The organism is Luteibacter sp. 22Crub2.1 (assembly GCF_900167995.1).
Classification (GTDB): Bacteria; Pseudomonadota; Gammaproteobacteria; order Xanthomonadales; family Rhodanobacteraceae; genus Luteibacter; species Luteibacter mycovicinus.
In genome coordinates this window covers 186467-210285 of sequence record NZ_FUYT01000001.1, presented here as the reverse complement: position 1 = coordinate 210285, position 23819 = coordinate 186467, and the positions used below count along the sequence as shown (strand labels likewise).

At 67.1% G+C, this 23819-nt stretch carries 19 protein-coding genes; 8 read left to right on the top strand and 11 right to left on the bottom strand.

What is annotated here, in order from left to right; all coding sequences use genetic code 11:
* Positions 1-6: 6 nt before the first annotated feature.
* The 6 genes from B5X73_RS00915 to B5X73_RS00890 all read right to left on the bottom strand — a co-directional run bounded on the left by B5X73_RS00915 (position 7) and on the right by B5X73_RS00890 (position 5435).
* Positions 7-1431: an efflux transporter outer membrane subunit gene (locus tag B5X73_RS00915; RefSeq protein ID WP_079520018.1), complete on the bottom strand. Its 1425-nt coding sequence runs from the start codon at positions 1429-1431 to the stop codon at positions 7-9.
* Positions 1431-2327 (bottom strand): efflux RND transporter periplasmic adaptor subunit, encoded by an 897-nt coding sequence (locus B5X73_RS00910; RefSeq protein WP_079520016.1) that lies wholly within the window; start codon positions 2325-2327, stop codon positions 1431-1433. Before B5X73_RS00910 ends, B5X73_RS00915 begins: the two co-directional genes overlap by 1 nt.
* Positions 2324-2545, bottom strand: coding sequence for a DUF1656 domain-containing protein (locus B5X73_RS00905; protein ID WP_303048743.1), 222 nt, complete (start codon positions 2543-2545; stop codon positions 2324-2326). Before B5X73_RS00905 ends, B5X73_RS00910 begins: the two co-directional genes overlap by 4 nt.
* Positions 2542-4548: an FUSC family protein gene (locus B5X73_RS00900; protein ID WP_079520014.1), complete on the bottom strand. Its 2007-nt coding sequence runs from the start codon at positions 4546-4548 to the stop codon at positions 2542-2544. The genes B5X73_RS00905 and B5X73_RS00900 overlap by 4 nt, the downstream gene beginning before the upstream one ends.
* Before the next feature lie 12 nt (positions 4549-4560).
* Complete coding sequence (locus tag B5X73_RS00895) at positions 4561-4998, bottom strand: MarR family winged helix-turn-helix transcriptional regulator (protein WP_176167672.1); 438 nt, start codon at positions 4996-4998, stop codon at positions 4561-4563.
* Positions 4999-5087: 89 nt separating this feature from the next.
* Positions 5088-5435, bottom strand: coding sequence for a LysR substrate-binding domain-containing protein (locus B5X73_RS00890; protein ID WP_079520010.1), 348 nt, complete (start codon positions 5433-5435; stop codon positions 5088-5090).
* Positions 5436-5490: 55 nt separating this feature from the next.
* Between B5X73_RS00890 and B5X73_RS00885 the strand changes: the two genes are divergently transcribed.
* Genes B5X73_RS00885 through B5X73_RS00875 form a run of 3 tightly spaced genes read left to right on the top strand, consistent with a single transcriptional unit; the run spans position 5491 to position 9744 of the window.
* Positions 5491-6153 (top strand): ABC transporter ATP-binding protein, encoded by a 663-nt coding sequence (locus tag B5X73_RS00885; protein WP_079520008.1) that lies wholly within the window; start codon positions 5491-5493, stop codon positions 6151-6153.
* The gene (locus tag B5X73_RS00880) at positions 6146-8662 is read left to right on the top strand and encodes an FtsX-like permease family protein (RefSeq protein WP_079520006.1); all 2517 of its coding nucleotides are present in this window, start codon (positions 6146-6148) and stop codon (positions 8660-8662) included. Before B5X73_RS00885 ends, B5X73_RS00880 begins: the two co-directional genes overlap by 8 nt.
* The gene (locus tag B5X73_RS00875; RefSeq protein ID WP_079520004.1) at positions 8662-9744 is read left to right on the top strand and encodes a lipocalin-like domain-containing protein; all 1083 of its coding nucleotides are present in this window, start codon (positions 8662-8664) and stop codon (positions 9742-9744) included. The genes B5X73_RS00880 and B5X73_RS00875 overlap by 1 nt, the downstream gene beginning before the upstream one ends.
* Here the strand turns inward: B5X73_RS00875 and B5X73_RS00870 are convergent.
* Both B5X73_RS00870 and B5X73_RS00865 read right to left on the bottom strand, forming a co-directional pair.
* Positions 9734-11125, bottom strand: coding sequence for a cation:proton antiporter domain-containing protein (locus tag B5X73_RS00870; RefSeq protein ID WP_079520002.1), 1392 nt, complete (start codon positions 11123-11125; stop codon positions 9734-9736). The two genes, B5X73_RS00875 and B5X73_RS00870, sit on opposite strands and share 11 nt — an antisense overlap.
* Positions 11126-11166: 41 nt before the next feature.
* Positions 11167-12126: an AraC family transcriptional regulator gene (locus tag B5X73_RS00865; RefSeq protein ID WP_036112878.1), complete on the bottom strand. Its 960-nt coding sequence runs from the start codon at positions 12124-12126 to the stop codon at positions 11167-11169.
* Between the two features lie 98 nt (positions 12127-12224).
* Between B5X73_RS00865 and B5X73_RS00860 the strand changes: the two genes are divergently transcribed.
* The 4 genes from B5X73_RS00860 to B5X73_RS00845 all read left to right on the top strand — a co-directional run bounded on the left by B5X73_RS00860 (position 12225) and on the right by B5X73_RS00845 (position 17795).
* On the top strand, positions 12225-13451 hold the full coding sequence (locus B5X73_RS00860; RefSeq protein ID WP_079520000.1) for an MFS transporter: 1227 nt from the start codon (positions 12225-12227) through the stop codon (positions 13449-13451).
* 122 nt (positions 13452-13573) lie between these two features.
* Positions 13574-14770: a DUF2252 family protein gene (locus B5X73_RS00855; protein ID WP_079519998.1), complete on the top strand. Its 1197-nt coding sequence runs from the start codon at positions 13574-13576 to the stop codon at positions 14768-14770.
* Between the two features lie 88 nt (positions 14771-14858).
* Entirely contained in the window at positions 14859-16022 is a 1164-nt protein-coding gene (locus B5X73_RS00850; RefSeq protein ID WP_217699711.1) for an AI-2E family transporter, read from the top strand.
* A gap of 99 nt (positions 16023-16121) precedes the next feature.
* On the top strand, positions 16122-17795 hold the full coding sequence (locus tag B5X73_RS00845; protein ID WP_079519994.1) for a methyl-accepting chemotaxis protein: 1674 nt from the start codon (positions 16122-16124) through the stop codon (positions 17793-17795).
* A gap of 48 nt (positions 17796-17843) precedes the next feature.
* Here B5X73_RS00845 and B5X73_RS00840 read toward each other — a convergent pair whose 3' ends face one another.
* Positions 17844-18173: a hypothetical protein gene (locus B5X73_RS00840; protein ID WP_079519992.1), complete on the bottom strand. Its 330-nt coding sequence runs from the start codon at positions 18171-18173 to the stop codon at positions 17844-17846.
* A 158-nt stretch (positions 18174-18331) separates the two neighbouring features.
* Here B5X73_RS00840 and B5X73_RS00835 point away from each other — a divergent pair, with 158 nt between their 5' ends.
* Positions 18332-19582, top strand: a complete 1251-nt coding sequence (locus tag B5X73_RS00835) for a cyclic di-GMP phosphodiesterase (protein ID WP_079519990.1) — start codon at positions 18332-18334, stop codon at positions 19580-19582.
* A gap of 18 nt (positions 19583-19600) precedes the next feature.
* Here B5X73_RS00835 and B5X73_RS00830 read toward each other — a convergent pair whose 3' ends face one another.
* Positions 19601-21229, bottom strand: a complete 1629-nt coding sequence (locus B5X73_RS00830; protein ID WP_079519988.1) for a histidine phosphatase family protein — start codon at positions 21227-21229, stop codon at positions 19601-19603.
* A 47-nt stretch (positions 21230-21276) separates the two neighbouring features.
* A complete protein-coding gene (locus tag B5X73_RS00825) occupies positions 21277-23748 on the bottom strand; it encodes a TonB-dependent receptor (protein ID WP_079519986.1) in 2472 nt (823 codons plus the stop codon).
* Between the last annotated feature and the right edge of the window lie 71 nt (positions 23749-23819).

Genomic DNA, 23819 nt, shown 5'->3' with positions numbered 1-23819 from the left:
CCGGTCTCAAGGGTCCTGCGCTTGCCAGCCGCCGCCGAGGGCGAAGAACAGGTTCACCTGGGCCTCGGTGACATCACGGTCCGCGTCGGCCAGCGCGTGTTCGGTGGAGACCCGGGTGCGTTCCGCGTCGAGGCTGCTCAGATAGGGAGAGCGTCCCGCATGGAACAGGGTCTGCGCATCGGACGAGGCCTGCGTGGCATCGTTCAGCGCCTGCCTGAGCAGCGCCTGTCGATCCAGCGCCCGCGCATAGTCGCTCAGCGCGGTCTGCACTTCCTTGAGGGCCGTGAGTACCGTCTGATCGAAGGCGGCAAGCTCGGCATCCGCACCTGCCTCGCTGGCGCGAACGCGCGCGTGAGCCGATCTGGTCGGTACCGTCCAGGAAATCAGCGGTCCCAGCGACCAATAGCGTGCGGGTGCCTGACCGACATCCGCCAGCGTGCCGTTGCTGCCGAGGCCGGCGCCCAGCGTGATGTCCGGATAAAGCTCGGCGGTCGCGACGCCGACCCGTGCCGTCGCCGCGGCCAGATGACGTTCCGCCTCCCGGACGTCCGGTCGGCGACGGAGCAACGTCGCGCCGTCGCCGACCGGTATCGGCGTCGACAGGCGCGGTGCCTCTTTACACGCCTCGACGGCGGAGGGGAGACGTCCCGGGGTTTCACCTGTCAGGGCGGCGAGCGCGTAGCGCGAGGCGTCGCGCCGTTTCTCGATCGGCGGGAGCTCGGCGCGTGCGAGGTCACGTTGTGTCGTGGCACGCGTCACGTCGATGCGCGTGCCCCTGCCTGCCGCCATCATGCGCGTGGTGGTCGACAGGACCTGCTCCTGGATGCGCAGCGTCTCCCGCGCGACCGACAGATCGTGAGTCGCTTCGCACTGCCCGAGATAGCTGCGCGCCACCTCGGCGGCGACGGTCGTGCGCACGAGATCCCGTGCTGCGCGCGTGGCTTCGGCATCGGCGGCCGACGCCTCCGTGGCCCGCCTGAGCTTGCCGAAGAGATCGAACTCGTACGACGCGGATGCCGCCACCGACGACAGCGTGAAAACGGGCAGCTTGTCCGATTGCAGGTATGACTCGGCGGACAGCTGGTTTCGCGACGCCGAGGCGGAGGCGCCGCCGGTCAGGCCGCCCTCCGCTCGCGCCGCATCCAGCATGGCGTACGCCTGACGGAGGTGTGCTTCGGCTTCGCGAAGCGCCGCGTTCGCCTTGAAGGCCTGCGTTTCCAGCGCATCCAGCGTCGGGTCGTCGTAGAGCTTCCACCACGCGTCGGCGGCGGCATGCGACGTGTCCACGGTTGCGGTGTCCACGTCCACGAAGGCGGCCTGAGCCTCAGGACGCTTCACCACCGCGCGGTCCGGCAAGCGGTAATCGGGGCCTACCGCCGCGCAGCCCGAAAGCAGCAGGCCGATCGTTACGAGTGCCGCGTGCCGGCGCATCACGAATGGGCCGCCGTCGCCGGGGGCGTGTGTCGCGTGTCGACGGTCACCGTGACCGTGCGGCCGGCGATCAGCCGCAGATCGTCCGGTCGCCCATCGATCGATATGCGGACGGGGATACGTTGCGCGAGGCGGACCCAGTTGAAGGTGGGATTGATGTTCGGAAGCATCGTGCCGTCGGCGCTTCGCTCGCGGTCGGCGATGCCGGCCGCCAGGCTGACGACGCGGCCGTGCAGTAAGGCCGGCTCGCCCATGACTTCGATACTGACCGGTTGGCCGGGCTCCACGCCATGCAGTCGTGTTTCCTCGAAGTAGCCGTCGACATGGAACGACGCGGCATCGACCATGGAGAACGGTGCATGACCGGCCTTGACGTAATCACCGGCGCGGACGACGCGGTCATTGAGATAGCCGTCCGCGGGTGCGCGGACGACGGTGCGGTCCAGATCGAGACGCGCCGTATCGGCGGCGACCTCCGCGGCGTGCAGATGCGCCTCCGCCTCGGCGACCTTCGCGTGAACCTGTTCGACGCTTTCGGCGGCGACGAGATCCTTCAGCGCATCGTTTCGACTGGCATCGCGATGGAGTTGCGCCAGGGCCGCCCGGTCTTCTTCCACGGCCGCGGCGGCCCGGCGAAAGGCCAGTTCGAAGCGTGCGCGGTCGACGAGAAAGAGAGGATCGCCCCTTTTTACGAACTGGTTGTCGGAGGCGTAGACCTTTTCGACGAGTCCTGAAACGTCCGGCGAGACAGGCAGCGTGTCCGCACGGATGTGCGCGTCGCGGGTCCACGACGCGCTGCGGTACGAGGTGTAGACGTGCCAGCCGACCACGGCCGCCAGCGCCGCCATGGCCAGCGTGGGCCAGATCGAGCGGGCATGCGCGAGGCGGCCGCTCATGACGCCGCCCCGGGCATCAGCGCGAGCATCGAGCCGAGGACGACGATGTAGAGGGCGACGTTGAAGAGTCCTGGATGCCAGATGCGCGCGTAGAACCCCGAGCGCGCAAGAACGCCGCGGATCGCGCCCTTGAGGAGGTAAGCCGCTGCCATGAGGACGAGGAACGTGGGGACGAAGACCCCATAGAGATTGAGGTCGCCGGAGAGGCTGGTGTTCACGGAAGTGCCGGTGAGATGGGTAAGGGAGAGACGGGTTCGGAGAGCGCGAGGCGGTAGGCGATCAGCAGCGTGGCGAGCTGGCCGTCTCCATCGCCGCGATGCACGGCGGCGTCGTCGATAAGCCTGAGCAAGGCGTCGGGAGGGTCGGTGCGCGTACGCCGCGCGACGCTGTCGAGCAGCCAGGCCCTGCTGCGCGCGAGTACGTCGTCGATGTCGGTCGCGGCGCCGCGTGCGATGCGTTGCAGATCCAGTAGCGCCAGGCAGAGGCGCATATCGCGCACCGCATCCATTCGGACCAGCGATTCACCCGTCGCCAGCGCGATGCGCGGCAGCCATTGCATCGTGCGATCGAGGACACGAGTGGCTCGCGCGACCTGCTTCGGGGCGGACGCTGGCTGGGCGAGCAGGGCAAGGTCGCGCGCATTGGCCAGACCGAGGCGGTGCGCCGCACTGTCGCCGCCGAGCGGTCGCGTGACCAGGGTCCAGGCCAGCGCGAAGCCCAGTCCCAGCATCATCCCTGTCGCGGAATTGGCGAAATCCTCGAAGCCGACCGCCGCATTGTTCTGCAGGGCGATGGCGCTGACGGTCTGCGACGTGACCAGCACGATACCCGTGGTCATGGACGGACGACCGGTGAACGCCCCGAGCACGAGGAAGAAGGGTGCCATGGCCGCGACCACGCCCATGAAGGTGGTGATCCGCGGCAGCACGAGAAAGAGATACGTGCCGGCCGTGACGACGCTGATCGCCTGCCAGACCAGGAAGCGGCGCACCTGCGGCGCCGGATCGTCCGACGCGGCGAAGAAGGCGGTGGCGATGGCCACGAGCACGACCCCGCCGGCGCCGCCCGGCCAGTCCGTGAGCAGCCACAGCCATCCGGTGGCGATCACCGCCATCGCCGGCGATGCGGCGGCAAGCAGGCGGGCACGGAGGTCGTCATGACGAGCGCGGTGGCCCAGCGTGTGCGCGCGATAGATGAGCGGCGTGGGCTGTGGGCGATGCTCGGTGAACGCGGTATGCAGCAGGAGTACGTCCTGCCAGAGGTCGATGAGGTCGGTGAGGCGTTCGGCGGCGTGCCGATGCAGCGCGTGCGCGCCGGGCGTCGTCATAGCCGTCGTCAGCCGCAATGCGCCGCATCGTGTGCGCAGGACGTCGCCGGTCGTTATCGACGCGGTCGTCCCCTCGTGCATCCAGGCGATGGTCGCGTCCAGCACGTCCTGCAGGCCACCATCGCGCATGTCCGCGCGCCCGTCGAGCGCGACGAGCGCGTCGCTCAGAGACGCCACCTGTGGAAGCAGCAGGGTCATGCGCATGCGGATCTGGCGTGCCTCCTCGGCCTGGCCGTCGCGCGTGCTGTCATAGGACAGATGCGTAATCAGCGCGTCGAGAGCGAGCACGTCGTTGAGCAGGCGGAGACGCAGCGGAGGCGGTGCCGACCGGTCCAGGTGCCGCAGGCGTTGCCCGGTCCAGTCCCCCGCGTCCTTCAGCAGCGAAGCGACGCGTGCATGAAACAGCGGCGATACCCGGCTGGGAAACAGCACCGTACTGACCACGCTGGCACAGACGATACCGAGCAGGATCTCCTCCGTGCGTGCGACGGCGATATCGAAGATCGAACCGGGGGCGAGAATGGCGGGTACCGCGATGAGCGGTGCGGTATACGAGGCGAGCAGGAAGGCGTAGGCACTGGGCGTGTTGTTACCCAGCGAGAGGTAAAGGGACACGCCCATCCACGTGCCGAGCGTGAACACCAGCAGCATGGGTGACTCGGCGAGGGCGGACACGAGGAGCAGCGCGACGGCGGCGCCGATCGCCGTCCCGATCGCGCGGTAGACGCCCTTCGAGCGCGTCGCACCCGAGAGCGGATGCGACACGATATAGACCGTCGCGAACGACCAGTAGGGATTCGGCAGCTGCAGGAACAGCGCCATATAGAAGGCCAGCATGCCGGCGAAGAACGCTTTGCCCGAGTAGAGCCACTCGAAGCGCGTGGGCGCACCCATGGGTTTCGTTCCTCAGCTGCCCGGGCGGATGGGCGCGAGCAGGGCGAGGCGGTCGACCAGGGCTTCGTGCACGCGCAGCGCTGCCTTGAGGTCGTCGGTCGAGATGCCCTCGAAGAGTTCGGCGCGGATCTCGACGAGCCTTTTTTCCAGTCCCTCCACCATGGCCTCACCGACGTCGGTCAGCCAGAGGGTCCGTACACGGCGGTCGTTCGGGTCGGGCTCGCGCCTCAGCAGGCCTTGTTCATCCAGCCGCGCCAGGGTGCGAACGAGCGAGGGCTCGACGACGCCGAGCTGTTCGGCCAGCGCGATCTGGGCGATGCCACCGCCGGCGCGTCCGACCAGGATCAGCGGGACGACACCTGCCGGGGTAATGTCGAAATCGGGAATCCGCGCAAAAAGCAGCCGCAGCCAGCGCCGGCTGGTCGAGGGCAGCAGCGTGGTGAATTGCATTTGCAGTCTGGCGGGAGGTCCCATCCGAAAAGCTTAGCATGCTATGAATTGATCTGGGAGCCCGGGCGTCCTGCTTCAGCGCGATCTCGCTACCGTCGGAGCGACGCTCGCAGCGAGGCATGACCGGCCATTGCCGTCTCCACGCACGTGATCAAAGCCTTTACCGTTCGCGTGACGTACCGGCGCGTCGGCACGACGACGTGGACGTCGAGGGGAGGGTAGCCGAACTCGTCGAGCACACGGACGAGGGCGCCGCTCTCCAGCTCGTTGCGCACGAGCGCCGTCTGCACGCCGCCGATGCCGCGTCCCGCGAGCAACGCTGCGATCAGCACGAAGCTGTTGTTCGCGACGAACGTCGGCGATAGAGGAACGGCTATCGTGCCGCCTGTGCCAACGAGCGCGAGGTCGTGATCCGCGCTCCGCGAACGAGGGGTCATTCCCTGAGTTGACCCCCGGCCGCGCTAGACTGAGGTTTTCCCGGGTGTTTCACGGATGCTGAAGGTCGAAGGGCTGGTCAAGACGGTGCCGGGTGGGCGTAGCTTGTTCGGCGGGCTGGATCTGTCGCTTGCCCCCGGGGAGTTTGTCGCGGTAACCGGCGAGTCGGGTGCGGGCAAGTCGACGCTGCTCAATCTGATCGCCGGGCTGGATACGCCGGATGCAGGGAAAGTGATGATCGGTGGCGTGGATATCGCCAGCCTCGACGACGACGGGCGCACCGCCTTGCGTCGCGATCGGGTGGGTTTCGTCTTCCAGGCGTTTCACGTGTTGCCGCATCTGGATCTCGCTCATAACGTGGCCCTGCCGCTGGCACTCCAGGGGCGCGAGGCGCGTGAGTCGCTGACCGCCGCGGACGCTATGCTCGAAGCCGTTGGCCTGGGCGGGCGAGGGAGCGCGTATCCCCGCGAACTCTCGGGCGGCGAACTGCAGCGTGTCGCGGTGGCGCGGGCGCTCGTCCACCGGCCGGGGCTGATCCTTGCGGACGAGCCCACGGGGAATCTCGATCCGGAAACCGCGGCACGCACGCTGACCTTGTTTGTCGATCGCGTGCGCGACGCCGGCACCGCCGTACTGCTGGTGACGCATTCGGCCGTGGCGGCCGCGGCCGCGGATCGCACGCTGGTGCTGTCGCAGCGCGGGCTCATCGCGCATGGCTGAGCGCATGCTCCTGCCGGTGGTCGGGCGCTGGCTGCTGAGCAGCGAATGGCGCGCTTACCCCGGGCGCGCGTTCTCCGCCGTCCTTGCCATCGCGCTTGGTGTCGCGCTGGGTTTCGCGGTGCATCTCATCAACGCCTCGGCGCTCGGCGAGTTCGACAAGGCGGTGCACGCGGTGAGTGGCGCGGCCGACTTCAGCGTGCGCTCGTCCAGCCCGTTCGGTTTCGACGAGATGCTCTATCCGCGTGTCGCGAAGCTACCGCACGTGTCGGTGTCGCCGGTCGTGTCGTTGCCCGGGACCGTCGGCGGAAAGACCGCTGTCACCCTCGAAGGCATCGACCTTCTGCGACCCGCGCCGCCCGGCCAGTCGGCCGGTGCCGTCGACTCGGGTGGCTTCGGCCGGCTGCTGACCGGTGAGTCGATCTACCTCTCATCGGACGCGATGGTGTCCGCCGGATACAAGGTGGGCGACACGGTGACACTCGTCGCCAACGGTCACACGGTATCGGTGCGGATCGCGGGAAGTCTTCCCGGCGGCGCAAACGACGGCGCACATGCGGTCATGGATATCGGCGCGGCGCAGTGGCGATTCGGCACGCTGGGGCGCCTCCAGCGTCTGGACGTCCATCTCGCCGCCGGTGCCGATGTGACGAAGGCGAAGCAGGCGGTACGCGCGGTCCTGCCTGCGGACGCCATCCTCGCCGACGCGGCGAGCGACGTCGTCCGCAACGATGGTCTCTCCGCCGCATATCGCGTGAATCTCGACATGCTGGCGCTGATCGCGTTGCTCACGGGTGGCTTTCTCGTCTACTCGGCGCAGTCCTTGTCGGTCGCCCGCCGCCGCCCGCAGCTCGCCTTACTGCGCGTCCTGGGGATGGCGCGGAAGACGTTGCTCGTGCAGGTCCTGGCGGAAGCGCTTGCGCTGGGTGTCATCGGTGCCGCATCGGGCATCGGTCTGGGCCTCGGTCTGGCCCAGCTCGCGCTCAGGTTGCTCGGTGGCGATCTGGGCGGCGGGTACTTCCATGGCCAGGCCCCGCAACTGGTGTTCGCGCCCTGGCCCGCGCTCGTTTTCGGTCTGCTCGGCATCGCCGCGGCGGTGCTCGGCAGCATGGTGCCGGCGCTCGCCGCCTCGCGCATTTCGCCGGGTATCGCGATCAAGAACGCGGGTGACGCGGTGGATCCCCGCGTGCGCGCACGGGTGCTGCCCGCCATCGTGTTGCTGGCCGGCGCGCTGGTGGCGTCACTTCTTCCCGCCGTGGGCGGCATCGCGCTGTTCGGATATGTGGCGATGGCGTTGCTTCTGGCGGGTGGCGTCATGCTGATGCCGTGGCTGGCCCGTGCGCTGGTCTCGCCATTGCGCCGGGTTCCCTCGCGGTCGGTGGCGTTCCGTCTCGCTACCGCCAGGCTCTGGGGCGCACCCTCACAGGCGTCCGTCGCGCTGGCCGGTGTTCTCGCCTCCACCGCCTTGACCGTGGCGATGGCGGTGATGGTCACCAGTTTCCGCGGATCGGTCGAACACTGGCTGGGCGACGTCCTGCAGGCCGATGTGTATCTGCTGGCGGACGGTGGCGCCGGTGGCGGCTTCGATGCCACGATGCAGGCGCGCTTGCGGGCGGTACCCGGCGTCGCCTGGCTCGGCACGCTGAAGGAAACCCCGTTGCAGTTCGACGAGCGGCGTCCCGCCGTCACGCTGGTGGCCAGGACGCTGAATGGCCCCGGTGGGCGACTGTCCCTCATCGGTCCGCAGGTCGCGGCGGGCCCGGGAGCGTTACGGGTGTGGATCTCCGAGCCGGCATCGCGCATTTATCGCTGGCAGCCGGGTGACACGATCACCTTGCCCCTGCCGGGATCGCCCCGCGCGACGGTTGTCGGCATCTGGCGCGACTATGCACGGCAGCAGGGCGCGATCGTGATCGACGAGGCGGCATACACGCGACTGACGGGCGACCGTACACGCAGCGGCGTGTCCGTCATGGTGTCCCCCGGCACGAGCGTCGACGAGGTGGCGACGCGTTTGCGCGCCGTGGTCCGCGCGAGCGGCGGCACGGCCACGATCAGCAGCCCGCGCGACATACGCGCGAAGGCCCTGCAAGCGTTCGACCGCAGCTTTCTCATCACGTATCTGCTCGAAGGCATCGCCGTGTGCGTCGGCCTGGCCGGCGTTGCCGCGACCATCGGCGCGCAGGTACTGTCGCGCATCCGAGAGTTCGGCATGCTTCGACATGTCGGAGCGCTGCGCGGCGATCTGGCCCGCATGCTGATGATCGAGGGGACGCTCCTGGGGTTGGTGGGCGGCGTGGCGGGCGTAGCGCTGGGTCTGGCCATGAGCCAGGTGCTCATTCATGTGGTTAATCCGCAGTCGTTCCACTGGACGATGGACACCTTGCTGCCCTGGCCTTTGCTCATCGGTGTGATCGGAAGTCTTGCGGTCGCGACGGCCGGTACGGCGGTTGTCGTGGGGCGGGGCGTGCTTTCGACGGACGCGGTGCGTGCCGTGCGGGAGGACTGGTGATGCGCGCGCGCGTACTCGGACTGGCAGCCATGTTGCTCACGACCCTCACCGGCGCGGTCGACGTCGCGGCGAGCGATCGGGTCACGTATACGCCCGTGTCGCCGGACGCGCCGGTGGCGCTCCCGCGGGACCACGGCGCCCACCCGGGTTTCAGGACGGAATGGTGGTACGTCACCGGCTGGCTGCGAACGAAGGACGGTCCCGTCGGCTTTCAGATCACCTTCTTTCGCTCGCGGCTTCCGTTCGACGACGCGAATCCCAGTCGCTTCGCGCCGCGTCAGGCGATCGTCGGACACGTAGCGCTGTCCGATCCCGCGACGGGACACATCGTCGAGTCGCAGCGTCTCGCACGTGAAGGCTTCGGTCTCGCCGAAGCGTCGACCGCGGATACCGACGTGACGCTCGGTGACTGGCGGCTGCGTCGCGACCCGGGCGGCAGCTTCGCGACGAAGGTGAGCGGCGAGGATTTCACGCTCGACCTGACACTGACGCCAGGCCAGCCCGCTTTGCTGCAGGGCGACCGTGGCTACAGCCGCAAAGGCCCTGGCACAGGCGAAGCGAGCGCGTACTTCAGTCTCCCGCATCTCAAGGTCGGCGGACGCTTGTCGCGGGGAACGAAGAACGAAGCCGTGCAGGGCGAGGCGTGGCTCGATCGCGAATGGTCGTCCAGCCTGCTCGATCCACGTTCGGTCGGCTGGGACTGGGCGGGTCTCAACATGGACGATGGCAGTGCGGTCACCGTCTTCCGCGTGCGCGATGAAGCAGGCCATGCCGTCTGGGCGGGCGGCAGCGTGCGCGGCGCGGATGGAACGCTTACCGTGCTCGGCGCGGGCGATGTCGCCTTCGAACCGCGACGCCGCTGGCACTCGCCGCGTACCGGTGCGGATTACCCCGTGGAAACCGATGTCGTCGTCACCACCCCGACCGGCAAACGTCGTTTCACCCTGCGACCGCTGTTCGACGATCAGGAACTCGATACCCGTCGCACGGGAGGTCCGGTGTACTGGGAAGGCGCCGTGCGCACCGAAGGGGGACGCGGCTATCTCGAACTCGTCGGTTACGGCGGCAAGGTCAGTCTCTGACGTCGGAGACCGAGGCTTCCCGTGCAGCGAGCGCGCGACCGCGCCAGTTCATCAACGGCGTCGTGCTGGCACCATGCGCGACGATGCTCAACGCCACCACCGTGAGCACCGCGGCGGCGGCGGTCTGCGCCTGCGCACCGCCGAGGCCATGCACGAGCGCGTAAGCCAGATAGTTGAGGCTGCCCAGGCCGCGAATGCCGAACCAGCCGAACAGCAGGCGGCGCTGCCAGGGTGCGCCGGAGCGAATCGTCACCAGCCACACCGCGGCGGGGCGGACGACGAAGAACAGCGCGACGGCAAGCAACACGCCATCGACGGTGAAGCGCGGAAGCACCGCCACGCCGACCAGAAACACCATGGCGGCACCGATCAGGCGTTCCATCGTTTCTCCGAACGACAGCGCATCGGAGACGACCCAGCCGACGGTTTGCGCGGGATGGTTCGCTTCGGACGTGGCCCGCTCGTTGGGATTGACGAGCAACTCGGCCGGCGCCCGCGCGCGGCTGTGCTCGTGCCGCGCCTCGTCCGCATCGTCTTCCTTGCCGACCGGTGGATGGCCGTGGGTGACGCCCATCTCCACCCGGCGTAGCCCGACGCCTGCCGCGAACGCCGCGAGAAAGCCCGAACTATGCAGTGCTTCGGCACCCGCATACGCCAGCGCCATGATGCCGAGCGCGAGAAAATCGCTCGGTGCCACGCCCGGTGCGAAGTGCCGGAGACGCGTGCCGATGTGGCCTAGACCCCAGCCGATGAGAAAACCGATGCCGATGCCTCCCACGCAGTCCCAGCCAAGTTCGACGCTGAACCAGTGCGGCCAGAAGCCGGCATCGTCGGACATTTCGCCGGTCATCCATGCGAGTGCGAGGACGAGGAAGGGCAGCGCGGTACCGTCGTTGAGGCCGGCTTCGCCGGAGAGCCCGACACGCAGCGCATCGTCGTCACGTGCGTCGTCGACGGAGACCAGACTGGCCAACACCGGGTCGGTCGGCGACAGAATGGCGGCGAGTGCCAGCGCGAGCGGCCACGGCCACCCGAAGGCGAAATGACCAACGAGGCAAAGCCCACCGACGGTCAGCGCCATGCCGGGCAGGGCGAGGCGTATCGCCATGCGCCAGCCGGGATCGTTGAACGGCAGACGCAGCTTCAGACCGGTGATGAACAGCGAGACGATCATGCCCATCTCGGTGGCGGGTCGCAGCCACGCCGTGCTGTCCCCATCGAACGCGACGGCCGCCAGTCCCAGCAAAGCGGGGCCGACTACCGCCCCAGCCACGAGATAGAGGGCGAACGCGGTGATCGGGCTGCGTCTTATGAAGCCGGCACTCGCCGAGGTGGCGACCAGTAGCACGCCAAAGAAAATGATCCAGCCGAGGTATCCCATGGCCCAGCATCGCGGTCAGGCCATGAAACGGCCGCGAAGGATCAGGCACGACCCGCGCGCAGTGCCCCGGGCGCGGAACCGACCACGCGTTTGAACGCCCGGCTGAACGCGGCCAGCGATCCATAACCCAGACGGAAGGCCACGGATTCGATCGGCTGACGATCATGGGATATCCACTGCGCGGCCAGGCGCATCCGCAGCTCGGTGAGGTAATGCACCGGGGTCATGCCGGTCACCGCGAGAAAGCGCTCCGCGAACACCGAGCGCGAACTTCCCATTTCCGCCGCGAGATCGGCGACGGTCCATGCGCGCCCTGGATCGCGGTGCAGGGCGACGATGGCCTTGCCCAGACGGGGATCGCGCAGCGCCTGCAGCCAGCCCGCCGCATCGCCGCAGCCGCATTCGACCCAGCCGCGCACGATGATCGCCGCGACGACATCGGCAAGGCGCGCGAGAATGCCGGCGAAGCCGCTCCGCTTCGCGGCGGACTCGCGTTCCATCGCGGCGAGGATCGGTGGCAATTCCGGATACCGGTCGAGCAGGGTGCCGACCTGCATCACTTCGGGCATGGCGTGCACCATGGGTTGCATCCCGCCGAGCTCGAAGTCCATGCAGCCGCTGAAGATCAGCGCGCCGTCCGCCCGTGTCGCGAACACGCAGTCAGGATGGATGTCCTTCACCGTGTCGCAGAGGGGTGTTTCGTCGAAGGTGGCGATATGCCGGGTGGTCGCCTCTTCGGACGAGAGCAACGCATGAGCACGCCCCTGCGACATGAGCAGCGCATCGCCCGTCTTCAGCGGATAGATCGTGCCGTCCTCGGTGCGCAGCAACACGGGGCCACGGCCGATGAAGTAGAACTGCGCCTTGCCGGGTGCGGCGTCCACGGCGATGCCGAACGGCCGGGCCACTTCGATCCGGCGGTATCTGACGCCGACCAGACGCATGCCCAGCAGGAGTTCACTGGCGGCATCGGTGTCGTGGATAGAGAGCGTAGCGGTCATGATCCGGACGAAAGATCAAATTTTGAGGATGATGCATCATATACCGTCCGGACCTGGCCGGGTAACCTCATGTTTTCTCCGACCAAGATACCGACCACATGGATACCTGCGCAGACACCGCCGACGCGGTGACGGAAACGACGGCTCCCGCCTGGGGAGCGGTCTTCGCCATGACGCTTGGCGTCTTCGGACTGATCACCGCCGAGTTCCTCCCGGCCAGCCTGCTCACCCCCATGGCGCTCACGCTCGGCGTGACCGAAGGCATGGCCGGGCAGACGGTCACGGCGACCGCCGTGGTGGCGCTGTTCACCAGCCTGGTGATTTCCGTGGTCACCCGCAACACCGACCGCCGGCTGGTGTTACTCGCCTTCTCGGTCCTGCTGATCGGCTCCAACCTGCTGGTCGCCTATGCGCCCAACCTGACCGTGATGCTGCTCGGTCGCGTCCTGCTGGGTGTCGCCATCGGCGGTTTCTGGACGATGTCGGCGGCGACCGCCATGCGGCTCGTGCCCGAAGCGATGGTGCCGCGTGCGCTGTCGATCATCTTCAGCGGCGTATCCGTGGCCACCGTGGCCGCGGCGCCACTCGGGAGCTACTTCGGCCATCTGATCGGCTGGCGCAACGTGTTTCTGATCGCCACCGCGATCGGCGTGTTCGCCCTGGTGTGGCAGTGGTTCACGCTGCCGCGCATGCCGTCGAACGGCGCCGCACGCATGGGTACGCTGCTCAAGGTGATGAAACGTCCCGCGATGCGCACGGGCATGGTCGCGGTGATTCTGGTCTTCACCGGGCACTTCGCGTTCTTCACCTATCTGCGCCCGTTCCTCGAAACGGTCACCGGCGTGGGCGTCAACGGCCTGTCCGCGATGTTGCTGGGTTTCGGTATCGCCAATTTCGTCGGCACCTCGCTGGCCGGCTTCCTTCTGGAGCGCAATCTGCGGCTCATGCTCCTGTTGATGCCGCTCGCGATGGGTGCGATGGCGCTGGTGCTGGTCACGCTCGGTCGTGCGCCCGTCGCCGATGCCGTGCTCGTCTCGCTGTGGGGCATGGCGTTCGGCTGCGTGCCGGTCGCCTGGACGACGTGGATCACGCGGACCGTGCCCGATGAGGCCGAGAGCGGCGGTGGCCTGATCGTCGCTGCCGTGCAGCTCGCGATCACACTGGGTGCCGCGGTAGGTGGCGTGATCTTCGATGCGTCGGGTGCGACCGGCGTCTTCGTGGCATCCGCGGTCGTGTTGCTCGTGGCGGCGGCGACGATTTCGATGCGCTTGCCCGCGGTCGCTGCGTTGCCTTCGGGTGCGAGCGCCGCGCCCGGTCTTCACTAGGCACGGTCGCTCCAGGAGCTTGCGCACGTGCGCGCTTCTGCAACGGCGTTTTCACCGGACGCTGTTCAAGCTTCGTGGTTGGTTGCGCATCGAAACGATGCGCAAGAACTTACGAGGCGAGCATGGCGAAGATCGTTCCAAAGACACCGGAGGAGCGCGCTCCCCGTCTCGCATCACTGCGCAATCTGAAGATGGCGCGCTCGGCGCACGCCTTCGTGCGCGGTAACACCGTGCAGTTCTATGAGTGGCTGGAGAGAGCCGGACGTACGTTGCCCAGCGGCCCCGACCTGTGGATCTGCGGCGACTGCCATGTCAGCAACATCGGACCGGTGGCCGATATGCAAGGCGGGATCGACATCCAGATCCGCGACCTCGATCAGTCGGTCATCGGCAATCCCGCGCACGACATCGTACGTCTCGCGGTATCGCTCGCTACCGCGGCGCGCGGTTCGGATCTGCCGGGCGTGGTCACCGCGCGCATGGTGGAACAGCTGATCGACGGCTACGAGCGGGCGATGGGCAGCGGTCGCAAGGAGTACCGTCTCGTCGACCGGCCGCCGTCGATCAAGCTGGTGATGAAGACGGCGCTGAGGCGGCGGTGGAAAGACCTTGCGCGCGAGCGTATCGACGGGTCGCACCCCCGCATCCCCGAAGGACGTCGTTTCTGGCCGGTGACGGAGGAGGAGCTGGAAGAACTGCGCGCACTCGTGCACACGGAAGGCATGCGTTCGCTGGTCACGCAGATCGTGCATCGCGCCGATGACGCGGCGATCGAACTGATCGATGCGAAGTACTGGGTCAAGGGCTGCAGTTCGCTCGGACGCCTGCGCTACGCGTTGCTGGTGCGCGTCGGCGAAGGCAAGGGCGAACTCTGCCTCGTCGACGTCAAGGAAGCGCTGCGCGCCGCCGCGCCGCGCAGCGCGGAAGCGATCATGCCGCGCGATAACGCGACGCGGGTGCGAGAGGGCGCTCTGCATCTCGCCCCCAACCTCGGCCAGCGGATGCTCGGTGGCAAGGTGCAGGGCCGCTCGGTCTTCGTGCGCGAGCTGAGACCGCAGGATCTCAAGGTCGACATCGAACGGATGGAGGAGGGCGAGGCGATGGAGGTCGCGCGTTACCTCGGCAACGTCGTCGGCCGTGCGCACGCCCGGCAGCTCACCCGCGAACGCCGCAAGGCCTGGCTGGGCGAGCTCGCGCGTAACCGCCCGGCCAACATCGATGCTCCCTCGTGGCTATGGCGCAGTGTCGTGGAACTGGTCCAGGCGCATGAAGGCGGTTATCTGGAGCATTGCCGGCGTTACGCCACGGCTGCATCCTGAGGACCTTTTTCACGCGGGGCGCTCATCGTGCGTGCTCCACTCCGCGTCGAAAACGACCGATGCCCCAGGGGGACCCATGAACAGCAGCGTGCCAGAGACGAAACCGACCGTCGAACCCGAGGTTTCCAAAGCGCTGGACAGCGCCACCGAAGACGCGGAGATGCCGCTGCCGAGTGACCCGAAGACGGTCTTTCTCGGAGGGCTCTTTCTGCTCGCCGTGCTGGCGGCGTCCTTCGTCGCACGCGAGGTGATCCTTCCGGTCGTTCTCGCTTTTATCCTGAAACTGCTGCTGCAGCCGGTCATGCGTCTGCTGGCCCGTCTGCGCGTGCCGCGCGTGCTCGCGTCGCTGCTGATGATCCTTGCGCTGTTCGGCATCATCGCCGGGCTCGGCAGTGCGCTCAGCGGTCCGGCCGCGAACTGGGCTAAGCGACTGCCGGAAGGTCTGCCTCGCCTGCAGGAGCGGGTCAAGGTGATCAGTGGCCCGCTCGACAGCCTCAAGGGCATGCTCGCGCACGCCAGGGGCATGGTCGGTGCAGGCGACGAGGGTCATCCGGCGCAGCCAGCGCAGCCAGCGCAGCCGGCGTCCGCCGGAACGGCCGACATCCAGTCGGCCATCCTGTCCGGCGTACAGACCTTTACCTCGGAATTCCTGACCACCTTCCTGGTCCTGTTCTTCCTCCTCAATTCCGGCGACACCTTCCTGCGCAGGCTGGTCGAGGTGATGCCCCGCTTCAAGGACAAGCGTCAGGTCATCGATATATCCCAGCAGGTCGAATCGGACGTGTCGTCGTATCTGGTGACCATCACGGTGATGAACGCGGCGGTCGGCGTTGCCACAGGCCTGGCCATGTGGGCACTCGGCTTGCCCGATGCGGCGCTGTGGGGTGCGGTGGCCTTCCTGCTCAACTACGTACCGATCCTGGGCCCGCTGGTCGGCGTGGTGACCTTTCTTGGCGTGGGCATGCTCAGCCTCGATCCGCTGTGGAAGGCCTTCATGCCGATGATTCTTTACGGAGCGATCCATGTGATCGAGGGCGAGACCATCACGCCCATGCTGCTGGCGCGCCGGTTCACCCTCAATCCGGTGCTGGTGATCATCTCCCTGTTGTTCTGGGACTGGATGTGGGGCGTGCCTGGCGCGATTCTCGCCGTACCGATGCTCGCGATCACCAAGATCGTCTGCGACCGGATCCGGCCACTGGCGGCCTTCGGGCATTTCCTCGAGGGGGAAAAACACGGGATCTCGCCTTGAGGGGCTCCTGGGACATGCGCCTGGCTCGATGCATTAAGTAAATTCGGCAGCGGCCGATACTCCTGCAAAGTGTGACGTACGTCACAACGGGGGTGAGGCATGAAGATCGGAATCAGGATCCTGGCTACGGTCGCCGCGTCGGTGGGCATCGCCGTCGTCGTTGGCTTCGTGGGGTTGCGCGGCATTCGTGCGGCGGACCAGGGCGCCCATCGGATTTACGGCGAGGCGCTGCTGCCGATCGCCGAGGTGACGGACGTTCGCCATCACATCGACGAGCAGCGAACGGCGCTGAACCGGTCGCTGCTCACGGATGCGCCGGATGCCTCGGATGTGGCTCATGCCCGGATTCAGGTCCTGCGTGCCGAGGGCGATGAAATGTGGAAGCGTTATTACCCGGACCATGTGGATACCGACCGCGAGCGCGCCGCCGCGGACGCCTTCATCGCCGCGCGGAGTGCCGTGCGGCCGCTGGTCGACGCTCAGCTGGAATTGCTCAAACGCGACCATGCCGCGGCGACGCACAACATGCTCACCGTGGTGGGCCCGTCCTTGCAGAAGGAGACGGATCTCATCGCGCAGCTGGTTACGATCAACCGCGAGCAGGCCAAGGCGACCTACGACGGCATGGTTGCCGACGGAGAGCGCTCGGCGGTCGAGGCGCTGATCGCGCTCGTCGTCGGCGCCGTGGCGATTGCCGTCATCGGCTTCTTCCTCCGCCGCGCGGTGATGCGACCGTTGCTCGAGGCCCGGGCACTGGCTTCGCAGATACGCGATGGCCAGCTCGGCAACCAGCTGACGGTGAGCGGGAACGATGAGCTGAGCGACACCTTGCGCGCGCTTGCCGCGATGGACGAGCAGCTGACGCTGATCGTGCGTCGCGTACGGGAAAACGCCCTGCAGGTGAATGCCGCCGCGCGTGACATGTCCGCCGGTAACGACGATCTTTCCAACCGGACGCAGGAGCAGGCGTCGTCGCTCGAGGAAACCGCGGCGTCCATGGAGGAGATGGCGGCGACGGTGAAGCAGAACGCGGACGCGGCGGGCCATACCCAGCGTCTGGCCGACAAGCTACGCAACGATGCGCAGGCCAGCCACACGATCGCCAGCACGGCGGTCGAGGCGATGGGGCGCATTTCGCAGGCGAGCACCGATATCGGCGAAATGGCCGTGCTGATCGACGAGATCGCCTTTCAGACGAACCTGCTCGCGCTCAATGCCGCGGTGGAAGCGGCGCGTGCGGGTGAACAGGGTCGGGGCTTCACCGTCGTGGCGGCCGAAGTTCGTGCGCTGGCGCAGCGCAGTGCGGCGGCGGCGAAGGATATCCGTCGCCTGATCGCGAGCACGCGTGACGAAGTCGGGCAGGGCAAGGAGCTGGTGGAGTCGACGGGTCGCTCGTTGGCGGGCATGGTCAGTGACGTGGGCGCCGTATCGGGGCTCGTCGGCGAGATAGCCGCCGCTTCGGTGGAGCAGTCGGCCGGTGTGGACCAGGTCAATCAGGCGGTCTCCGCGCTGGACGAGGTCACCCAGCAGAACGCGGCGCTGGTGGAAGAAGCCAGCGCCGCCAGCCGGGCAACGCTGGAACTGGCCGAGGCCCTGATGCGCGATGTGGCGTTCTTCAGGCTGGGCGATGAAGGGGCCGGAGTGGCACCTGCCGCTGCGGCGGTGAGCCGCCTGCAAGCCGCTCCTGTGACGGAGCCGATGCCGGCGCGCCTGCCCACCCAGCCGCGCTCCGCACCGGTGCGTGTCGAGGAAGCGGTCTGGCAGGAGTTCTGAGTCGGGGCGGGGTGCGTGGTGCGGCGCGGCGTTGCTGCCTGCTCGGGGTCAGCGCGCGAGGCGGGCGCTTTGCGCTGCCGGCTCGCACCGGAGCGCCAGGATGAGCAGACGAACGACGCAGCTGAGCGCCGCCACCGTCAGCAGGGATGTCGCTCCGACCAGCCACAGATCGAAGGCTTCCACCGGGTCGCGTGGGTCGATGGTGGCGGCCAGCGGGGCAATGCATTCGCCGAGCCGCCAGGCGACATGAGCGAGGGTAGGCACCAGCAAGGCCGCGATCCCGTTCGCGGTGCGCGACGCCGCCGGTGCCGCCAGGACCACGATGGTCAGGACGATACCGATCAGGCCGGCGGATCCAAGAAACAACAGCTGTGACATCGGGCTCTGCGAAAGAAAGGAGAAAGCTAAGCGGATACTAAGCTTCGGCAGTGACGGTTGGGTGACTTCGGCAAAAACCATGACTTTTGGCCTATTCAGCCGATTTTGCCCACTGCCGATACGCTTGCGAATGTGACGGGGGTCACAGAAGGGGCGGGATGACTATCGTGGTGCGCAGTTCGCCCCTGAAAGAAATACCGATGGGCGACCTGCGGCTCGGCATGTTCGTCCACAAGGTCGGCGTGTCGTGGGTGTCGCACCCTTTCTGGCGGACGAAGTTCCTGCTGGAAGCCCCCGACGACCTGGCGACGCTCCGCGCGCTCGATGTGCCGACTATCTGGATCGATACGGATCGCGGACTGGACGTGCCGCCGGTGGACGTTCCGGTTGCGGCAAACGAGCCCAGCGTCGAGGCGGAAGAAGATGCCTCGTCGGTCGAAAACCCCACCGCGTCTCCCGCGCCCGTCATCGCCGCGGTCGCTCCGGACCCCGTCGCTACCGCCGCCGCCCTGTGCGAACGCGCACGCGGCGTGGTCGTTCGTATGTTCCAGGACGCACGTCTGGGGCGTGGCATCGATGCTGTCGCCGCGCGTGAGCTCGTCGACGACATGTCACGCTCGATCGAGGCACACCCGTCGGCTTTGCTGAGCCTCGTCCGCCTGAAGACCGCGGACGATTACACGTACATGCATTCCGTCGCCGTGGGCGCGCTCATGCTGAGCTTCGCCCGCCACCTGGGCCTGGATGCCTTGCGCGTGCGGGCGGCTGGCATGGCCGGGATGCTGCACGACGTCGGCAAGTCGCAGGTGCCCCTCGAGGTGCTGAGCAAGCCGATGGAACTCAGCGTCACGGAGATGAATCAGGTCCGCAAGCATCCGCTGCTGGGCCATCGGCTGCTGGTCAGTCGGGGCGGTGTGGACACCGAGGCGGTGGATGCGTGCCTGCACCATCATGAGAAGTTCGATGGCACCGGCTACCCGCACGGGCTGGTCGGCGAGCAGATCACGCGACTGGCGCGCATGACCGCTATCTGCGATGTCTACGACGCGATTACCTCGGATCGCCCGTACAAGAAAGGCTGGGATCCGGCGCATGCGGTTCAGCGCATGGCGAGCTGGCGCGGGCATTTCGATCCGCGCCTGTTCCGCGCCTTCGTCCGCACGGTGGGTGTCTATCCTATCGGTGCCCTCGTGCGCCTGGAGTCGTGCAGGCTCGCCGTGGTGCTCGATGGCTCGCGCGACTCGCTCACCCAGCCGGTGGTCCGGGTGTTCTATTCCATCGTGGAAGGACGCCGGGTCGACCCGTTCGTGCTCGACCTTGCGACACCCGGCTGCGAGGATCGTGTCGCGGCCAAGGAGGCACGAGGTGAGTGGTCGGAAGCGGAGCTGGCGAAGCTGGCCTTGCCCTGACGGGCGCCCTAGCCGATCTCAGCCCTCGCCGAAGGCCCGGTCGATCTCGGTGGATACGTTCACCATGGCGGCACCGTAGCCTGGGAGCGGCTCGGAACCGGGCGGCCCGAGCAGGCGGGTGAGGGCGTGAGCGGCTTCGGCGATGCCGTCGAGTCCTTCGGGCGCCGCGAGCGAGGCGATGCGACGTGCACGAAAACGGCTCACGTCGAGATTGCCGGATACGGCGGCCTCGTTCATCTCCACGGCGTCGAAGATGATTTCGCCCATCGTGAACGTGTCGGCTTCCTGATTTTGTTGCATCTTCCTTTTCTCCCCGATGGTCGGCCCAGAGCATAGCTCCGCTGACGTGGCGACGGTGTCGACGCACTCCCAGGCCGGGCACCGCGCATCGCCGATCTGTGACGATGTTCGCATCGTATGACCAGATCGCCTCCCTTGCATCGGTTTCTGTCGAAACTTTCTGCCCGTTCGGGGCCGCGCGCCCCGCCCCTGCTGAGCACGCATGACGGGAAGGGCGGCATCGACCCGGCTCCGGTCGATGCCGCGCTTCGCGATCGCGGCGAACTCGTCCACCGTGCATTCGCCCGGATGGCTGCACCCGGCCACCTGAACCGGCCTGCGACGCATGGCATCGAAGCGCCCCTCGCGTAGCTGTTCCATGGACGGCATCAGGGTGTCGATGCGGATCAGGCGTTTGCCATCGCGCTCGACCAGCGCCATGAGCAGCGCACCGCCCGGGGGGTAATCGTCCGGACGCGATTTATCGTGCCAGTCCAGGCCCAGGACCCCCGCCACGTTCGCAAGATTGGTGTCGTGTCCGACGAGCACCACGACGCCCTGGTGCGACGGGGTCAGGGATGCGACGTCCGTCGTGACGCCATTGGCCGCATCCAGCGTGGCAACGATATGCGCAACCAGGTTGGAGGCCGCAAGCGACGCGGCGGGCATGGCCTTCTTCGTTACGGCGAACTGGTCGTTATGCAGCGTGATGATCCGGCCAAGCCGCGTGACGTCGCCGCGGCCGAAAGCGACCGTATCCAGCGGCATGCCTTCGACATAGGCGAGCATCAGGTTCTCGCTGAGTGTGCCAGCGAGTTTCATGGCCTTCGGCAGCGCATCCGGTGTGGACAAGAGGAGCTTCTTTCCGTCGCGTCGGGCGATGTCGGCACACGTAGCGCTTTCGCAGCCCAGCAGCACGGACTGCAGTTCATCCAGTGCAGGGGGCGTTGAACCGAGGGTTGCCGGTGCCGCGTCGTCGTCATCGTCCCTGCGGTAGTGGAACAGCGGGTTGTTGGTCGCGCCGTCCATGGCAAGGTACGTCGTGCCGCAGCCCGGCGTCAGCCCTTCACGCAGGGCCACGCTGCTCTCGCGATTGCGTGGCGTGCTGTCGCCGATGAGGACCAGCGAGGATCCCGTGGGGCATGACTTCGACATGGCACCGTCGGCGACCAGTTCCTGGCGAAGGCGCGAGCCGATGGCCCGCATGCCCTCATGACCGTGCGCCGTGAGCATGCCCGGTGCCACGGGCCAGTCGGGCCAGCTGGCGTTCGCATAATCGACGTAGTTGGCGTTGGGTTTGGTCGGCGAGCGGATGCCGTGGCGCAGTAGCACGATCTCGACCTGCACGTGATCTTTCGCATGCGCCATGGGCGCCGCAAGCACCGCCGCAGCGAGGAGTAGGGCGAGCGCGGCCCTCACAGCTTCACCGACAGGTCGAGAAAGATACCGCGACCGGGCAGCCCGAAGTAGAGCGGATCGCCACTGACCGACTGCGTGCCGGCATAGCCGGTGTACTTGTGCACGTTGAACAGGTTGTTGACGTCGATGCTCACGGAAACGCCCTTGGTTCCTGCGGGGCCTTTGTCCGTGCGGTAGCCGGCGGCGGCGTCGACGCTCATGTAGCCGGCGATGCGCTGATCGTTATGGAACGCCAGGTTGCCATCGTCGTCGGTCGTATTGTCCAGACCGTACTGGTGGCCGAGGAACTTGCCCATCAGCGAACCGAAGTACCCGTTGCTTCCGCTGTAGAGCAAACCCAGCGCGGCCGTGACCTTCGGTGTGCCGGCGACCTGCACGCTGCTGTTCTTGTACGTGGCCTTGTTGTAGCTGGCATTGCCGTAGAGGCTCAGCGTGCGTGTCAGCGCCCAGGTCCCTTCGACTTCCGCACCCTTGTAGATGGCGCCGCCACCGTTGACGTACGTGCTCTCGTTGCCGTTGTCGGTGGCGACCTGGGTCTCGGTGATGTAGTTGGAAAAGTCGATGTAGTAGACATCGGCGCCGAAGGTCAGCTGGCGTGACGCGAAGGCCGTGCCCAGCTGGTAGTTCTTCGTGGTTTCCGGGCTGAGGCCGTGTGAGCCGTTGATCTGGATGACGTCGATGGGCGGTGCGAGGAAGCCCTTGGCGGCCTGCAGATACGCGCTCCACTCATCGCTCAGGCGGTCGTGCACGCTGATCGAGGGCAGGGTAGCGTGATAGGTCGCTTCCGCATCGAGCGGCATCGGCGGGGATACCTTATTCAGCGGTGCGTCGATGCTGCGGGTGACTTCCGAGTAGCGCACGCCCGGACTCACGGTGATGCTGTCCGTGGCCTTCCAGTCGTACTGGAAATAAGGTTGCAGCGTGTCGGTGCGGTCGCTCAGCTCGTAGTTCTGGACGGGGCCGTACTTCGTGCCGGTCTTCTCGCCGGTGGTCAGGTCAAGCGGATACTGGTACCGCGCATCGAGGTTTCGTTCGAGCCAGACACCCGTCTGCAGCGTGCCGGGACCGAGGTCGCGGCCAAGGCGAAGCACGTTACCGAACGCATGAAAGCCGGAGTCGGACAACTTGCCCGGCACGTCGTGCGCCACGGTGCGCACCTTCTTGCCGGCCGCATTGTAAAACGTCACGCCATTGTCGACAGGGTCGATGTCCGACGCATCGCTGGCCTTGCGCGCCCAGTGGTCGAAGCTGTTGTAGTAGAGCTTGTCGTCGACGGTCCAGTCACCGACCTGGCTGGTGAGACCCAGATAAGTGAAGCTGGAGTAGTAGGCGGCGTTGTTCGCACCGGCGAAGTTCTGCAAGGTCGGATCGTTGCCGAGCCCGAAACGCCAGCCGTAGCGGTCGATTTCATCCTTGGTCGCGCCCTGCACGGTGTTCTGGTGTTCGCGGTTGTAACTGGTGACGAACGTGAGTTCGGTGGTGGTACCGAGCTGCGTGATCGTCTTCAGGAAGATGTGCTCACGGCGATCGTCCGTACCTTTGAGGTAGGTATCGCTGGATTCCTTGGAGATGTCGGCGAACACGCGCGTGTTGCCGAGGGTTTCGTCGGCGGTGACGCCGCCGGCCCGCGTGTTCCAGCTGCCCAGCGTGAGGTAGGGCGTGATGCCCGGCTCGTCGGACGGATCGCGCGAGCGCAGTGCGATGGTGCCGCCGAAGGTGGCGTTACCGATGGTGCTGCCGCCACCCGGGCCACGGTCGATCTCCGCCTGGCCGAGCACATGATTGTTGAAGTAAGCCGAGGTCGTGTGGTGCAGGTCGCTGGCGTCGCCGAAGGGAATGCCGTCGAAGGTGATGTTGAACTGGCCATCCTGGAATCCACGCAGGCTGATGCCTTCGTTCTTGCCCAGGCCCGGACCCTCGGGTGAGGTCACGGTGATGCTGGGTGCGTACTTGATGATGTCGTCGAAGTTGGCGTTGAAGCGCAGGCCGTCGCGGATGAAACGCTCGTCGATCACCGAGGTCGGCTGGGTGGCGTCGAGCGGCGCGGCGCTGGGTGCCAGCGTGTCCACCGCGTTGGCTGAGACGCTGACCGGCGCGAGGTTCTTCGCGTCGTCATGGGTGTCGATGGCGGGCAGTTCCCTCGCCGGCGCCGGGCCGGCCCCGACGTTTCCCGGCACGATCTTCACCGTCGTCGGGGTAACGAAGCGGTAGGTCAGGTGCGTACCGCGGAGCAGGGTGGTCAGCTGCTTTTCGGCGGTAACGCCGCCCGGAGCGGCGGTGCTGCGCGCGTCGTCCGGCACGCTGGTGTCATAGACCACCTGCCAGCCCGAATCCTGCGCAAAGCGATCCAGTGCCTGCGACAGCGGCATGGCGGCGATCGGTGTCGTGCTCACCGTGGCGGCGCGGAGCGTGGGCGAGGCGGTGGCCGCGAGGGCGAGGGCGATACAGAGCGCGAGCGAATGACGCATGGGAACGCTTTCCTTTGAGGGGTAGAAGCATGGCAACGTGTGGTGCCGACCCCATCAAAGAGTCCGTTCGC

Coding starts and splice junctions, on each gene's coding strand:
- B5X73_RS00915 (WP_079520018.1), bottom strand. CDS start 1,431: ATGCGCCGGCACGCGGCACTCGTAACGATCGGCCTGCTGCTTTCGGGC.
- B5X73_RS00910 (WP_079520016.1), bottom strand. CDS start 2,327: ATGAGCGGCCGCCTCGCGCATGCCCGCTCGATCTGGCCCACGCTGGCC.
- B5X73_RS00900 (WP_079520014.1), bottom strand. CDS start 4,548: ATGGGTGCGCCCACGCGCTTCGAGTGGCTCTACTCGGGCAAAGCGTTC.
- B5X73_RS00895 (WP_176167672.1), bottom strand. CDS start 4,998: ATGCAATTCACCACGCTGCTGCCCTCGACCAGCCGGCGCTGGCTGCGG.
- B5X73_RS00890 (WP_079520010.1), bottom strand. CDS start 5,435: ATGACCCCTCGTTCGCGGAGCGCGGATCACGACCTCGCGCTCGTTGGC.
- B5X73_RS00885 (WP_079520008.1), top strand. CDS start 5,491: ATGCTGAAGGTCGAAGGGCTGGTCAAGACGGTGCCGGGTGGGCGTAGC.
- B5X73_RS00880 (WP_079520006.1), top strand. CDS start 6,146: ATGGCTGAGCGCATGCTCCTGCCGGTGGTCGGGCGCTGGCTGCTGAGC.
- B5X73_RS00875 (WP_079520004.1), top strand. CDS start 8,662: ATGCGCGCGCGCGTACTCGGACTGGCAGCCATGTTGCTCACGACCCTC.
- B5X73_RS00870 (WP_079520002.1), bottom strand. CDS start 11,125: ATGGGATACCTCGGCTGGATCATTTTCTTTGGCGTGCTACTGGTCGCC.
- B5X73_RS00865 (WP_036112878.1), bottom strand. CDS start 12,126: ATGACCGCTACGCTCTCTATCCACGACACCGATGCCGCCAGTGAACTC.
- B5X73_RS00860 (WP_079520000.1), top strand. CDS start 12,225: ATGGATACCTGCGCAGACACCGCCGACGCGGTGACGGAAACGACGGCT.
- B5X73_RS00855 (WP_079519998.1), top strand. CDS start 13,574: ATGGCGAAGATCGTTCCAAAGACACCGGAGGAGCGCGCTCCCCGTCTC.
- B5X73_RS00845 (WP_079519994.1), top strand. CDS start 16,122: ATGAAGATCGGAATCAGGATCCTGGCTACGGTCGCCGCGTCGGTGGGC.
- B5X73_RS00840 (WP_079519992.1), bottom strand. CDS start 18,173: ATGTCACAGCTGTTGTTTCTTGGATCCGCCGGCCTGATCGGTATCGTC.
- B5X73_RS00835 (WP_079519990.1), top strand. CDS start 18,332: ATGACTATCGTGGTGCGCAGTTCGCCCCTGAAAGAAATACCGATGGGC.
- B5X73_RS00830 (WP_079519988.1), bottom strand. CDS start 21,229: ATGGCGCATGCGAAAGATCACGTGCAGGTCGAGATCGTGCTACTGCGC.
- B5X73_RS00825 (WP_079519986.1), bottom strand. CDS start 23,748: ATGCGTCATTCGCTCGCGCTCTGTATCGCCCTCGCCCTCGCGGCCACC.